The organism is Rhizobium fabae (genome assembly GCF_003985135.1).
GTDB classification, from domain to species: domain Bacteria; phylum Pseudomonadota; class Alphaproteobacteria; order Rhizobiales; family Rhizobiaceae; genus Rhizobium; species Rhizobium pisi.
Genome location: NZ_ML133647.1, coordinates 311,177 through 324,962, shown reverse-complemented (window position 1 = coordinate 324,962; position 13,786 = coordinate 311,177). Strand labels below are relative to the sequence as shown.

Annotated in this window: 12 protein-coding genes; 5 read left to right on the top strand and 7 right to left on the bottom strand. The window is 58.1% G+C overall.

Features of this window, described 5'->3' with window-relative positions; genetic code table 11:
- Positions 1–10: 10 nt before the first annotated feature.
- Entirely contained in the window at positions 11–1,231 is a 1,221-nt protein-coding gene (locus tag EFB14_RS07440) for a pyridoxal phosphate-dependent aminotransferase (RefSeq protein ID WP_097594843.1), read from the bottom strand.
- A gap of 98 nt (positions 1,232–1,329) precedes the next feature.
- On the opposite strand from EFB14_RS07440, the gene EFB14_RS07435 reads away from it, so the two are divergent.
- Positions 1,330–2,220, top strand: coding sequence for a LysR family transcriptional regulator (locus tag EFB14_RS07435; protein ID WP_097594844.1), 891 nt, complete (start codon positions 1,330–1,332; stop codon positions 2,218–2,220).
- 15 nt (positions 2,221–2,235) lie between these two features.
- Here EFB14_RS07435 and EFB14_RS07430 read toward each other — a convergent pair whose 3' ends face one another.
- The 5 genes from EFB14_RS07430 to EFB14_RS07410 form a co-directional block, all read right to left on the bottom strand.
- Positions 2,236–2,955: a type 1 glutamine amidotransferase gene (locus tag EFB14_RS07430; RefSeq protein WP_097594845.1), complete on the bottom strand. Its 720-nt coding sequence runs from the start codon at positions 2,953–2,955 to the stop codon at positions 2,236–2,238.
- A 10-nt stretch (positions 2,956–2,965) separates the two neighbouring features.
- The gene (locus tag EFB14_RS07425; RefSeq protein WP_097594846.1) at positions 2,966–3,733 is read right to left on the bottom strand and encodes an amino acid ABC transporter ATP-binding protein; all 768 of its coding nucleotides are present in this window, start codon (positions 3,731–3,733) and stop codon (positions 2,966–2,968) included.
- A gap of 2 nt (positions 3,734–3,735) precedes the next feature.
- Entirely contained in the window at positions 3,736–5,199 is a 1,464-nt protein-coding gene (locus EFB14_RS07420) for an amino acid ABC transporter permease (RefSeq protein ID WP_097594847.1), read from the bottom strand.
- A complete protein-coding gene (locus EFB14_RS07415) occupies positions 5,199–6,386 on the bottom strand; it encodes an amino acid ABC transporter permease (protein ID WP_245434816.1) in 1,188 nt (395 codons plus the stop codon). Before EFB14_RS07415 ends, EFB14_RS07420 begins: the two co-directional genes overlap by 1 nt.
- 71 nt (positions 6,387–6,457) lie before the next feature.
- Positions 6,458–7,498, bottom strand: a complete 1,041-nt coding sequence (locus EFB14_RS07410; RefSeq protein WP_097594905.1) for an amino acid ABC transporter substrate-binding protein — start codon at positions 7,496–7,498, stop codon at positions 6,458–6,460.
- Between the two features lie 345 nt (positions 7,499–7,843).
- Between EFB14_RS07410 and EFB14_RS07405 the strand changes: the two genes are divergently transcribed.
- Positions 7,844–8,044: a hypothetical protein gene (locus tag EFB14_RS07405; protein ID WP_097594848.1), complete on the top strand. Its 201-nt coding sequence runs from the start codon at positions 7,844–7,846 to the stop codon at positions 8,042–8,044.
- A gap of 331 nt (positions 8,045–8,375) precedes the next feature.
- On the opposite strand, the gene EFB14_RS07400 is transcribed toward EFB14_RS07405, so the two are convergent.
- Positions 8,376–9,431: an aldo/keto reductase gene (locus EFB14_RS07400; RefSeq protein WP_245434818.1), complete on the bottom strand. Its 1,056-nt coding sequence runs from the start codon at positions 9,429–9,431 to the stop codon at positions 8,376–8,378.
- 269 nt (positions 9,432–9,700) lie between these two features.
- Here EFB14_RS07400 and EFB14_RS07395 point away from each other — a divergent pair, with 269 nt between their 5' ends.
- The 3 genes from EFB14_RS07395 (at position 9,701) to EFB14_RS07385 (ending at position 13,783) form a co-directional block, all read left to right on the top strand.
- Positions 9,701–10,336, top strand: a complete 636-nt coding sequence (locus tag EFB14_RS07395) for a TetR/AcrR family transcriptional regulator (protein ID WP_126824007.1) — start codon at positions 9,701–9,703, stop codon at positions 10,334–10,336.
- A gap of 275 nt (positions 10,337–10,611) precedes the next feature.
- A complete protein-coding gene (locus tag EFB14_RS07390) occupies positions 10,612–12,513 on the top strand; it encodes a branched-chain amino acid ABC transporter ATP-binding protein/permease (RefSeq protein ID WP_097594851.1) in 1,902 nt (633 codons plus the stop codon).
- Between the two features lie 52 nt (positions 12,514–12,565).
- Positions 12,566–13,783, top strand: coding sequence for an ABC transporter substrate-binding protein (locus EFB14_RS07385; RefSeq protein ID WP_164737499.1), 1,218 nt, complete (start codon positions 12,566–12,568; stop codon positions 13,781–13,783).
- Positions 13,784–13,786: the final 3 nt, after the last annotated feature.

Here is a 13,786-nt window from a genome sequence, read left to right as displayed (position 1 = left end):
TCCTCGCTATTTACTTGAGCGACGCGCATGCGTCTGCGATCCTCTCGCAGGCATCACGAAGTCGATCCGTCGATGTCGCAAAGGAAATTCGAAAATACGGCCCGAGGCCAAAAGCCGAACCCGGCACGACGGCTACGCCGACGGACTCCAGGAGGTACGTCGCGAAATCGACGTCGGTCACAAGCACCTTTCCATTCGGCACCTGCTTGCCGATAACGCCAGCGCACGATGGAAAAAGGTAAAAGGCACCATCGGGCGTCTTGCAGCTTAAACCATCGATGCCGTTGAAAGCGGCGAGGCAGAGATCGCGACGTTCTTGAAAGACGGCGTTGCGTTCGGCCAGGAAGTCGAGCGGACCTGTGAGTGCCGCCACAGCCGCCGCTTGTGACACCGAACTCGGGTTTGTCGTGCTTTGGGACTGGATGGTCCCCATGGCCCTGATCAAGTCAACTGGACCGCCTGCGTAGCCGATGCGCCATCCGGTCATCGCGTAAGCCTTGGACACGCCGTTACAGGTTAGCACCCGTTCGCGCAGCCGGGGCTCGACGGCCGCAATCGTATGGAATTCCCAGCCATCGTAACGGATATGCTCGTACATATCATCGGTCATCACCAAAACCCGAGGATGACGAAGCAGAACCTCGGCGATAGCCTTCAGCTCCGCGGCGGAGTAACCCGCTCCCGTCGGGTTGCTGGGCGAATTGAGAACCAGCCATTTTGTGCGCGGCGTGATCGCGCCCTCTAGCACCTCCGCCGTAAGTTTGAATCCGGATTTTTCGCCGCACGAGACCGTCACCGGAACACCGCCCGTGAGCAACACCATATCGGGATACGATACCCAATACGGGGCCGGAATGATAACCTCGTCACCCTGGTCGAGAGTTGCCGAGAAAGCGTTGAAAATGACCTGCTTGCCTCCCGTGCCGACCGAAATGTTGGCCACCTCGTAATCAAGCTCGTTTTCGTTCTTGAACTTGTCGACGATCGCGCGCTTGAGAGCGGGTGTACCATCGACGTCGGTGTATTTCGTTTCGCCGTTGTCGATGGCGTTTTTGGCAGCGGCCTTGATATGATCAGGAGTATCGAAGTCGGGCTCACCCTGTGAAAGCGCAACGATGTTCTTTCCGTTTCGACGCAGCTCTGCGGCAAGTCTGGTGATCGCGATCGTTGGCGAGGGCTTTACCGTCTTCAGCCTTGCGGAAAGGCTTTCACGGTTGAATTGGAGAGTCATCGTATTCCTCTAGGTCGAAAGATCGAGGAGAGATTGACATTAACTCCGACATTAGAAAATATGTGTTTTCGTGATTTTGAAACACAGGAATACTTAATTTGGAGACCCGGTTCCTAAAGACGTTCCTCAATGTCGTCGAGCTGACGTCGGTTGCTGCCGCCGCTCGATTGGAGTCGTTAACCCCGTCGGCAGTAGTTCAGCGGATCAGGGCTTTGGAGGCTGATGTCGGGGCGGTGCTCCTTCGACGATCCGGACACTCGACGCGGCCGACCGAGGCGGGGGTAGCGATACTCGAAATGGCCCGCACGCTGATCGAAGGAACGGAGAGCCTAAAGGCGATCGCCACCCGCAACGAGGAGGTGGGAACGATACGGGTGGGCGTCATTCATTCGATGATCACGGGGCTTCTGCCGGAAATACTGACCGCAATGAAGGAGACGCGCCCCGGAATCCTGGTCGACGTCCAACCTGGTCAGTCTGTTGATCTCTATCAGAAAGTGCTGGACGGTACGCTCGACGCGGCAATCCTGGTGGAACCCCCTTTCGCGATTTCCAAAGAGCACGTCTGGCGGGAACTTCGGCGCGACCGGTTGATCGTTCTCACGAGTTCGACGGAACAGGAGACGGATGTCCAAACCATCTTGCGGCAGGCTCCGTTCATTCGCTACGATCGCAAGCATTGGGGCGGACGCACCGCCGAAAGCTATCTCCGGAAGGAGAAACTTTCTCCCCTGGATCGCTACGAGCTCGATTCCCTGGAGGCGATTGTGGTCCTTGTGGGCCGCGGGCTCGGGGTATCGCTGATCCCGGATTGGCTGCCACCCTGGCCTGAGGGACTTCGGTTACGGAAGATCGCCGTCGACGGGGCCCCGACTCGAAATGTCGGGGTTATCTACAGGCAGCTTTCATCGAAGGACAGGCTGGTCGAGGCCTTTTCGCAGGAAGCCTGCAAGGCCGCAAAGGCGAAAGAGCTCACGTTGCGGCTTTGAGACGACGGAGTGGGTTCAGACGACGAGTTTCGTTGCAGAGACAAGGTTGTCGTAGAGGCGTTCGCTTGTCGTGTTGATTTCGCTCATGGCGGAGTATGCCTGCCGGAGGAATTTCTTGTAGGAGCCCTTTCCTTTGTGGGCCTCGAAGAGGTCGATGTAGCCGGGGGTTTGCGTCCACGCCATTAGCGATTGCGCGCCGCACTCCGAATGAAACTGCGTCGACAATGCGTGTTCGCCGACGGCGAGGACCTGTATGGGCGAAACTTCCGAACTGCCGAGAACTTGTGCGCCGGGCGGCGCGTCGGAGACTTCGGCCGTATGCCATTGGACGACCTTGTGACATTCGGAGAGCCCCGCCACCAACGGGTTGGGATTGTGCGGGATATTGATGTTGAAGACCCCGTGCTCGCCGACATCCGAAAGGCCGACCTTCCCACCTAGCGAGTCTGCCAGGAGTTGGTGACCGAGGCAAACGCCGAAGTATGGTTTCGCCCGTTCTGCGACCCATTCCTTGATCGCCTGTTTTTCCATGCGCAGCCACGGATATTTATCCTCTTCCCACACATCCTGCGGCCCCCCAAGCACGAACATGAGATCATGGGACGCAAGGTGGGGAACCTCTTCGCCCGCCCACAGCCGAACGGTGGTTGGCACGAAGCCGTCCCTCGCGAAGGACTCGAGATACTTGCCGGGAGAGTCCCGGTCCACATGCTGAAGGATGAGAACGCTTTTCATGGAAACTGGCCTACAGTATCTGCTTCAAAAAGAGCCGGGTGCGTTCGTGCTGCGGATTGTCGAAGAACTCGGCCGGCGAATTCTGCTCGACGATCTGGCCCTGGTCCATGAAGATGACGCGGTGCGCTACCTGGCGGGCAAATCCCATTTCGTGGGTGACGCAGAGCATGGTCATGCCTTCCTCGGCAAGGCCTACCATGGTGTCGAGCACTTCCTTGATCATTTCGGGATCGAGCGCCGAGGTCGGCTCGTCGAACAGCATGATCTTGGGGTTCATGCACAGCGACCGGGCGATCGCCACACGCTGCTGCTGGCCGCCGGAAAGCTGGCCCGGATATTTGTTGGCCTGCTCGGGGATCTTGACCCGCTTCAGAAAGTGCATGGCGACCTCTTCCGCCTGCTTCTTCGGCATTTTGCGCACCCAGACCGGTGCTAATGTGCAGTTTTCGAGGATCGTCAGGTGCGGGAAGAGGTTGAAGTGCTGGAACACCATGCCGACTTCGCGCCTGACCTCGTCGATCTTCTCCAGATCGTTGGTCAGCTCGGTGCCGTCGACGATGATCTGGCCCTTCTGATGTTCTTCCAGGCGGTTGATGCAGCGGATCATCGTCGATTTGCCCGAGCCCGAGGGGCCGGCGATAACGATGCGCTCGCCGCGCATGACCTTCAGGTTGATGTCGCGCAGCACGTGGAAATCGCCGTACCACTTGTTCATGTTGACGATATCCACTGCGACATCGGATGCGCCGTGGAGCGCCGCTTGTTTTGGTTCCGCCATAGTCACCGCTTGTGCCCCCTGTGTAGTCTTCTTTCGGTATATTTCGCATAGCGGGACATGCCGAAGCAGAATACCCAATACATTAACGCCACCGCGAGATAGCCTGTCGCAGCGGATGTCGGCGTGGCCCATTTCGGATCCCGCAACGTGGTCTGTACGATCCCAAGCAGGTCGAAGACCCCGATAATCAGCACCAGCGTCGTGTCTTTGAAGAGACTGATGAAGTTGCTGACGATGTTTGGGATGGAGATTTTGAGGGCCTGAGGCAGAACTATTTTTATCATCATGGGCCAGTACCGAAGACCAAGGGCGGTTGCGCCCTCGTACTGTCCTCGATCGATCGCCTGGATGCCACCGCGAACGACCTCCGCCATGTAGGCCGACGAGAAAAGCGCTACTCCGATCAGCGCGCGGAGGAGCTTGTCAAACGACATGCCCGGCGGGAGGAAAAGCGGCAGCATCACGCTCGACATGAACAGCACGGTTATCAGTGGAACTCCGCGCACGATTTCGATGAAGCCGACCGAAAGCGTCCTCACCAAAGGCATGCTTGACTGCCTGCCGAGCGCCAACACAATCCCCAACGGCAGCGACGTTATGATCCCAACCACGGCGACGATGAGCGTAACGAGAAGTCCGCCCCACTGGGCAGTGTCTACGGTCGAAAGCCCGAAATCGTAATCCAATGCCGCCATGCCCGCGAACACCGACGCCGACACCGCAAGCAGGACGAACCCCTGCCCCGAACTCATCTGGCGTCGCATCGCCAACGCCCCGACGGCAACCGTCACGCACACCGCAATCAGGCCCGAAACGGAACCGAGTACAGCCATCGTCGAACCTGTTGCCGCCAATACGGCGAAACACAGGCCAGCAGCCAGCGCGATCCCGGTGGCAAGTACACAGAGCCGATTTGTTCTCAGGACTTCTTCTATCCCGGTTGACGCGAATGGCACAGCCACGGTCATCAACAAAAGGCAAACCGCGACGGTGATATATGACCCCGGTCCGAACGCGAGGTTGCCTCCGGAAAGTAGGATCACCACACTCAGCGGGAGGGCCGTCACCAAAAGCAAAGCGTTTACGCGCTTGAATGGCAACGCCGGGACGAGCATGGGTATGCCCACCGCGACGAGGAGCGCGAAACAGACGTTTGCCCGCCAGCGCTGATCGATCGGGTAAAATCCGTATATCCACTGGCCGATTTTTTCCCTCACCAAAGGCCAGCAAGCACCCGTCGGGCTGGCAAGACAAGCGTTACGATCAGCGCCGTCCCAGATGCCCGCGAGGACCGCGAACTTCAGCACGGTCCAGGCGAACCACAGCACAGTCGCTCCGAACAACAGCGTCAGGACGGTCTGGCCAGGTCCTGCGAAGAGATTGAGCCGAAGCCAGCCCCAGATACCGGAAGCGCTGGGCGGAGGCGGCAAACGTGGACTATCTTCGGTTCTGACAAAGGCGGCCATCAGCGTTCCACCAGTTTGGAGTTTGCGTTAAACCAGTTCATCAGCAGCGAGGTTGCGAGGCTCAACGACAGATAGACAACCATCCAGATTGTAACGATTTCAATGGCTTTTCCCGTCTGGTTGAGGATCGTGCCCCCGGTGGCAACGAGGTCCGGATAACCTATGGCGACCGCGAGCGAGGAATTCTTGATAAGACCGAGGTAGGTGGTGCTCAACGGTGGAATGATGATGCGCATTGCCTGTGGGACGACGATAAGCCTCGTCGTCCTGAGGGGGCCAAGCCCGAGTGCGGCCGCCGCCTCTACCTGTCCCCGGTTGACGGCCATTACGCCTGCGCGCACCGCTTCGGCGATGTAGGTCGCCATGTATACCGAGAGAGCGAGCAGCAAAGCGATTAGCTCGGGAATGATCGTAATGCCGCCGGAGAAGCTGAATGCCGTTTTCGTCGGCGCTTCCAGTTCGAATGGTCGACCCATGACCAAGACCAGCAGCGCTCCGATTGCGAGAAAGAGTAGGGACAGGCGCAATCCCGTTTTCGTTTTCGCCCCCTCCTCCGGGTGAACCAGTCCCGAGATGATCAGGATCGCGACCCACGCCAGGGCGATTGCCCCCAGGAGCCAAATGACAGCGCCTTTGTCGGGTGCTCCCGAAAGCGACGGGATCATCAGCCCGCGGTTGGAGATGTAGGCATAGCCGAAGACCGTCCAAGCCTCGCGCGGGGACGGAAGCGTCTGGACAATGACGACCGAGTACCAAACGAAAACCTGAAGGAGCAACGGAATATTTCGAAAGAACTCGATGTAGGCAGCCGCCATACGTGACACGATCCAGTTCTTCGAGAGCCCCATGATCCCGACTGTAAAGCCAAGGACGGTCGCCGCGACGATACCAAGGACGGAGACCAACACCGTATTCGCCAGACCCACCACCAATGCACGCCCGTAGGTGGAAACGCTTTTGTACGGAATCAGGGTCTGGGAAATCTCGAACCCCGCGGATCTGCCGAGAAACCCGAAGGAGAGCTGTTGGTTCAGCTTTCCCAGGTTCGCGGCGGTATTGGCCGAGATGCCACAGAGGAAAAGAAACAAGGCCAACCCGAGCGTGATCTGGAAGGCCTGGGCACGGCGCTTGGGATTGCGCCAAAACCCGCCGTCGCTGCCGCGGCTAATTGTTTTTACGGACGTCACTGGATTCACCTGTGCGTAGTGGAACCTGGCAGGCCCGATGCGGCGGCCCCAGAGGGCCGCCGCACTGGCAGTTACCGGATCGGCGGCGCGTACTGCAGCCCGCCGTCCTTCCAGAGCGCGTTCTTGCCACGTGCGATTTTGAGTTCCGACTTGTCGCCCAGGTTCCGGTCAAACATCTCTCCGTAGTTCCCCACGCCCTTTACGATGTGCACAACCCAGTCTTCGTCGAGGCCGATACCGCTACCGAAGCCCGCGGCGGTGCCGTCGGCGTTTTTGACGCCGAGCAAGCGCTGAATTTCCGGGTTCGTGGACTTCAGCATCTCGTCCACGTTCGAACTTGTGATGCCGTCTTCTTCAGCGGTCAGGAGGGCGAAGTAGGTCCACTTGACGATGTTGAACCACTGGTCATCACCCTGACGGGTCGCCGGACCAAGCGGCTCCTTCGAAATGATTTCGGGAAGGACAACGTGATCGTCCGGCGCTTTGAGCTGTAGGCGCTCGCTGTACAGCACGGACTGGTCGCTCGTCAGCACGTCGCAACGGCCCTCCTCGTACGCTTGGCGCAGTTGGTTGGAGTCGTCGATCGCAACGCTCGTGAACTTCAGGCCTTTGGCATTAAAATAGTCGGAGACGTTCAATTCGGTGGTCGTGCCCGTACCAGCGCAAACCGCCGCGCCGTCAAGCTTCAACGCCGAGTCGATTCCAAGGGACTTCTTCACCATGAAGCCTTGCCCGTCGTAGTAAAGCACACCCGCAAACAACAGGCCCATCGAGGTATCGCGGCTCATCGTCCACGTAGAGGTGCGCGAAAGTATGTCGACCTCTCCCGACTGAAGGGCGGTAAAGCGCTCTTTCGCGGAGAGAGGTGTGAACTTGACCTTTTTCGGATCGTTGAATACCGCGGCGGCCACGGCGCGGCAAAAATCGACGTCCATTCCGGTCCAGTTGTTCTGCGCATCCGGCAGCGAGAAACCGGGGCTGCCTTGGCTTACGCCGCACTGGACAAAGCCCTTCTGCTTGACGCTCTCCAGCGTTGTGGCGTTGGCTGGCATCGCGCCCAGCATTGCCGAAAGCGCACCGACCAATAGTCCGGTATTTCCGATGATCTTCATCTTCTGTTCCCTCTGGTTTTTCTGTTCGATGTCCAATCCATACGATTGTGCGAGAACCGCGGGTACGCGTTCGGTCGCCAAAAAACGTACGACTTCTCACTGTCAAGGAGAGGGCACCGCCTGCTTGAACACCCACTGTCAAAGACCCAGTGCCTCTCGAAGACGAAATGTGACACAGGAGTGAAAAACGATAAACATATCCTTCCTCGGCTTCGAAGAGCGAGAAAACTTAACTTCGAGAGAATTTTGCGGGTTCTGACACGCTCGTCGCTTCATGTTCTCGCCGATAACCCCCGGGTGGCCTATGACCGGTCCCGCAGGCGAACACGCGCAGACCTGACCAGTATGGCCAAGTACCTCGGCAACACCACGAAGGGTGTCGGAGTCCTCCTTTCCAAGGATGGCGAGCCCTTTCACCTGGACTGGTGCCGGATTGGATACGCGAGGGAGCAGGAAGCCGATATCGACGCTCACCTGGAGAAGGGCAACCTTTTCGGTGCCGTTAAGAAGAAGGAGGCCGACGGGCATTACTTCGTGAACGAGTAGTTACTCCTGGCAGTTTCTGCGAACGATCAGGGACCATAGGGTTTTTCGGTATTAGACGAGCGTAACAGCCTTCCCCGCCTCAGGGTTAGTCTGGAGCGAAATGTGGCCACCACCCTGCCCAAACGGTGGACTTCGATCGAGATGTCGTAACCCAGCGCTCAACGTAATCATCAAACGCCAGACGGAATATTCCTTCACATTGTGATTGATGTACGAGTCGAACAGTCCAGGATTTATGGGGCTAGTCCACGCGTATGTGGCGCTGCATACCTCCCGGGCGCGATCCCGCACTACGCCGCGAGGCTAAGTGCGGGACCTGTTTAATCGCGCCTTAGGCCACTTGGCGCATTGGCGCATTTTCCGGAATAATCCCGGCGACCTTCAGATCCGTCCACAGTTCAACCGGGATAGCGGTACCCGACGACGCGAGGTTTTGCTTCACCTCAGAAACGTTCTGCGCGCCGAGCACGACCGTCGCAACGGCGGGGTGCATCAAGACGAACTCGATTGCTACCGAGCTCAAGGGCACCCGATGTTTCTCGCAGATTTCCTCGATGGTTCTGACTTTGCGCACGACCTCTTCAGGCACGGAACCATAGTCGTAGGTCGCCCCCGCGCCCTTGACGCCGGTTGCGAGAATGCCGGAATTGAAAACGCCACCCGCGATAACCGAAACGTTGCGCTGCTGAAGCTCGGCGAAATCGCCAGCAAGTGGACCCTGGTTCAACAGTGTGTAGCGACCCGCAATGAGCGCGCAGTCGATGTTGAACTCCCGTGCCACAGTTACCACGGCCTCCGTTTCGTTAACGCCTAGGCCGAGCGCGGATACCGCACCGCCGCTCCGAAGTTCGTCGAGCGCCTTGTACCCGCTTTCCCTTATCTGTTTCCAATAAACATCAGCCTCGTCGCCATGCCACGCCCGGCCGAGATCGTGAACGAGGAGCACGTCGATATAGTCCAGGGCCAACCGGACCTGGCTGTCCTCGAACGACCGCATGATACCGTCGTAGGTGTAGTCGTAAGTGTCCAGGAAAGGCAGGGGATCGACCCACTCGATTCCGTAAACGGTATCGAGTTTCTTGACCCTGCTGGCGGCCTTCATGACGCGTCCGACCTTCGTGCTGACGACTACGTCGTTGCGAATGCCGAGTTCCCGCAATGCATGGCCGAGGTAATATTCGGCTTTACCGAATCCATACATTGGCGCGCAGTCAAAATATCGCACGCCACCGTCATAGGCGGCTTTGATAACGGCCTCGAAATCCGCATAGGATGCCTTGGCCTTGAACCCAGCCAACGGCACGGTGCCGAAGCCTACCGACGTAACTGCGACTTTTGACTTCCCCAGTTGCCGGGTCGGATATTTGCCTTCTGAATTACCGGTCACTCTCAAAACCTCCCTGTTGGTCATGCTTGATTGATATGGGCGAACGCCAGCCAAGCGTGCTTAGGCGAACGCCGCCATCCAGCCGCCTGCAGATTGTCAGATTCACTGCTAATCTACTGTAGCGATCGATACACTTATTGGAAATGTTCGGTTCGGGCAAGGTCACACGACCGATAAAATCCGACCAACCGCGAGCTCTTTAAAGATCGATACAGATGGATTATGTACGTTACCTAGAGCACGGTTCGTGAGAGTATTCGGAGAATTCGATGATCCCTCAGCATCAGAGCAAAGGGAAGCCAAGGACGTTTGACCGCGAGGCGGTCCTGAAGAAGGCCCTCGGGGTGTTCTGGAAGCGTGGCTATGAGCCTGCATCGATTGCCGAACTGTGCGAGGCAATGGAAATCAACCCACCCAGCGTTTACGCAGCCTTTGGCAACAAGGCCCAGCTTTTCATGGAAGCTGTCAATCACTATGAAAACGTCTACTGGAACGACGCGTGGGAACGGCTGGAAGATGAACCGGATGTCCGAAAGGCGATGGCGGGCTTCTTTCGGGACGCCGCCGTCATTCTAACGTCCCAAGACGCCCCTTGCGGCTGCATGGTCGTCCTCGGAGCCGCCAACGTTTCCAAGGACTCGCAAGACGTCAACGACGCCCTCAAAGCATTGCGCGAAGAAGGGAAGGAATGCTTCCTCGTTCGCCTCAAAAGGGGCGTGGCCGATGGCGAGTTTTCCGAGGGAATCGATGTCGACACGCTGGCGTCGACCCTCAACACGATGTTCCACGGTATGTCGATCCAAGCCCGGGACGGTGTCTCGCATGAAGAGCTGGAGCGCGTGGCCGCAGTCGCGATGACGTTGATTCCGCCGGCTCCCGCCCGTGCAAAGCGACACAGCGCGTAAACAGCTAGAACCCCCCCAACATTTTCCCCCTGCCTGCGCTCGATGTTCCGCTGCGTCGACCCGGGAAGGAGCGGTCGTGCGAAATGCCCGCAACGCGCGTGTTTCCCTGTCGACCGTGGATTCTTATCGTTGAAATTGCATCATTGTCAGATTGTCTGTTAAAAATGCGACGGACATCAAAAAATGGTTGACGGTCTGTATCACTCGCTATTAACGTCTATAGCAACCACTACAGAAAAATAGAACTCGCCGAAAAAGGTAGAGGGGAATTTAGCATGCAACAAGTGAAGGCAGGCGGGCTTCCCGCCGTGTCAACGAACCTTGACGCCCCCAAGACCCGCTTGTGGGGTGAACGCCGGTTCCGCAAAGCCGCCGGATCTGCACTTCTTCTGTGCGCCCTCCTGCTTTTGGTCTCCTTGCCATTCGCCCTAATCGGTCCGTCGGTCGAGCGCCTCGTAGTCCTCGTGCTGATCAATGTCGCGGCTGTTGTCGGGTTGAACATCTATACAGGAAACTCGGGCATTCTGACGGTCGGCCACGTCGGTTTCTTCGCGGTCGGTGCATATACAACGGCACTTCTCACCACACCGCCGGAAATCAAGGCTGATTCACTACGGCACCTTCCCGCGTTCCTCGCCAACTCAAATATGGGGCTTGGTGAATCTCTTCTGATCGTAGCCGTTATTTCCTTGGTTTTCGGTGTTCTGACGGGGTTACCCCTCTCGCGACTGCGGGAAACATCGGCGATCGTTTCGACATTCGGGCTGCTGGTGATCGTCAATTTCGTGCTCAAGGGCGCAACGAACATCACCAACGGGACGAAAGGCATCTATGGAGTGCCCGAACTCGTCAATCTGCCTACGGCTTACATTTTCGTGTTTGCCACAATCGCTGTTGCCTTCGCCTACAAGGTTTCCCGGTTGGGTTTGCAGCTCCGCGCCTTTCAAGACAACGAGGTGGCGGCGACGTCGAGCGCCATCAATCCGAACCGCAGACTGCTGGAAGCGTGGGCACTCAGTGCTGTGGTGCTGGGTCTCTGCGGCGCGCTGTTCGCCCATGTAATCGGCGCGTTCCAACCCCATGACTTTTACCTCACGCTTACATTCGAGCTAATCGCCATGCTGGTCGTCGGCGGCAAGCGGTCAATATCCGGCGCGGTTATCGGCACCCTTCTCATCACCGCCCTGGTCGAGATTGTTAAACCCATCGAAAGCGGCGGTGGCATTGCCGGAATCAGCTTTCCGCCGATTTGGGGCCTTACCCAAATCCTGCTCAGCTTGATGATCCTCGTTGTGATGTATAAAGCCCCGGCCGGAATCATGGGGAGTCGTGAGCTGTCGCTCTCCATGTTCAAACGTCCCAGGCTGTCCGAGTCGACCATCGACGTTGCGTCCCTTCGTGCGGTGGAAAGCCGTTCGGAAAGACCCGCTGCCACGCTCGCAACGAATGCCATCGGAATCGATTTCGGCGGGGTCCGCGCACTGAACGATGTGTCGATCAAGGTCGAAACGGGGAAGATCGTTGGCCTCATCGGGCCGAATGGCGCGGGCAAGACGACGCTCATCAACAATCTGACCGGTGTCCACCAGCCGACCCGCGGACAGGTCATTCTGGACGGGCAGGAAATAGTCGGATGGCCCTCGAGCCGGATCGCCCGTGCAGGCCTCGGCAGAACCTTTCAGAACATCCGCCTCTTCAGCGAAATGACCGTTCTGGAAAACGTGGTATCTTCCGCGCTCGCGCGTGGCCACCTAGCGACGGGAGTGGAAAGCTACGCCTTGTCCCTCCTCGAGCATTTCGATCTGGCAAAGCTCGCCGACACGAAATCCTCCGCCCTGCCCTACGGCGCACAACGCAGACTCGAGATCACGCGAGCGCTGGCTCTGGAGCCGCGTTTCCTCCTCCTCGACGAGCCCGCTGCGGGAATGAACCCGAAAGAGACCGCCAGCCTGATCGAGGCAATTCTGTCCATCCGCGAGAAATTCGCGCTCGGCATCCTTATCGTGGAGCATGATTTGCATCTGATCATGCGCCTCTGCGACGAGGTCTACGTCCTCAACAAGGGCGAGATGATCGCTTCGGGTTCGGCCGAGAAGGTCCAAAACGACCCGAAGGTGATCGAAGCATATCTTGGCAGCCAGGAGGTCCGCGCCGCCAGGAGAAAGAAAACGACCTGAGGGAGTTCCCGCAGGCCGAATGGATCACGAACAACCAAAAAGAGGGTTTCAAATGACTGGGTCAGATCACAGGATTGCTTCGCACGTCAGCCGCAGAACCGTCCTCGCCACAATGCTCGGCGGTGTCGCCGCAGTCGGTATTGCCGGCGTTTCGCCCGCGTTCGCCGAGGACAAGATAGTGCGCGTCGGCTTCTCGCTGGCACACACGGGCTGGGCTGCCGCTTATGACGTCGGCTATGCCCTCGGCCTTCGCATGGCCTTCGACGAAGCAAACGCGAAAGGCGGCGCTGGCGGCAAGTACAAGATCGAAGTCACCGAGGGAACGGATACCGCGTCGAGCTCCGTGGAGGCGATCAAGTCGGTCGACGCTCTGCTTGAAAAGGGTGTCGACGTGCTCTTCACGAGCTGTGATGCAACCAGTTCCGTCGCGGCGGGTCGGTCCGGCCAGAAGAAGGGCGTGTTGATGTTCGCAGGAACATCCACCCAGGTCGACGTCCCTGCGAAAGTCGGCGACTGGATGTACCTCGCCAACTTCAGCGACAACGTCAGTGGCGGCTCCACGGGCGTCTTCGCAGCAAAGGACCTCGGCATCAAGACCGCCTACCTTCTCAAGTCGTCGGATAATACATATACGGAATATGTCCCGGAATACTTCGCCAAGACGTTCGAACAGTACGGCGGCAAGGTCGTCGGCAAAGGAAACTTCACTTTCGAACAAGCCGATTTCGGGGGTATCATTGCCGAGATCAAGGCGCTCCCTGCGGAACCCGACGCAATCATGACCGCAGCGTTCGAACCGGACCTGCCGGCTTTCCTGCGCCAGGCGAGAGCAGCCGGGATCAAGTCGCGCATCGTAGGTGCCGACGGTATCGACTCCCCGTCGTTCTACGCTCTCGGCGATCTGGTCGAGAATACGATCGTCCTCTCCAACCGCATGCCGGTCGAAGGCAGCAAATACCAGGAAATCGCCAAAGTCTTCGGCAAGTCGCATCCTGACCAGGTGGACAACTCGGCCTGGATCGTGGGCTATGACGCCGGACTGGTCCTTATCGAAGCGATCAAGAACGCTGACGCCACGGATTCCGCATCGATCCGCGCCGCCCTGGACAAGATCAAGGACTTCGATGTTCCCAACGGCAAGGTCTCCTACACGGGCTTCGAACGCCGTCCCATGGTGCCGATCTCGTTCCTCGAGATCAAAAGTGGCAAGGGCGTCTTCATGAAAGCCGCCACGATCGACACTGCCGATATCCCTGCTCCGATTATGTAAGGT